The 356-nt window shown below is 40.2% G+C and carries 1 protein-coding gene; it reads left to right on the top strand.

Annotated features, from left to right (window positions below):
• On the top strand, nt 1-356 hold a 356-nt coding region (locus tag CRG87_RS08085; RefSeq protein WP_165775991.1), incomplete at both ends, for a hypothetical protein.

Raw genomic sequence — 356 nt, forward strand, 5'->3', positions numbered from 1 at the left:
GAAAAAACCAAAGCTTTGTATGTTGCAGATGCCGGTAAGGCTACAGTTCATTTTTCTGGTACGAATCTCTTTGAAGTTAATAACTCCTTTAATCCAATAGACGCTTGTACGCCTTTTTCAAAGGTGGAATTTGCTAATGATGCTTCAGTAACCATTAAAACAGAGGGTGGTAATACTGTTCAAAGGGGGGATTTTTGTATTGGAGCGTCTTCCAAGCTCTCCTTGGGGGATAGATCTACATTCACAATTTCCGAAGATCGTGATCAATTTAAAGTTGATAGGGGTCCTATTGCAGGTACCTTAGCAACGTGGAAAATTGGTAATGACGTTACTTGGAATCAACATGGTTGGGGAAG

The organism is Lactobacillus apis (assembly GCF_002837055.1).
Classification (GTDB): domain Bacteria; phylum Bacillota; class Bacilli; order Lactobacillales; family Lactobacillaceae; genus Lactobacillus; species Lactobacillus apis.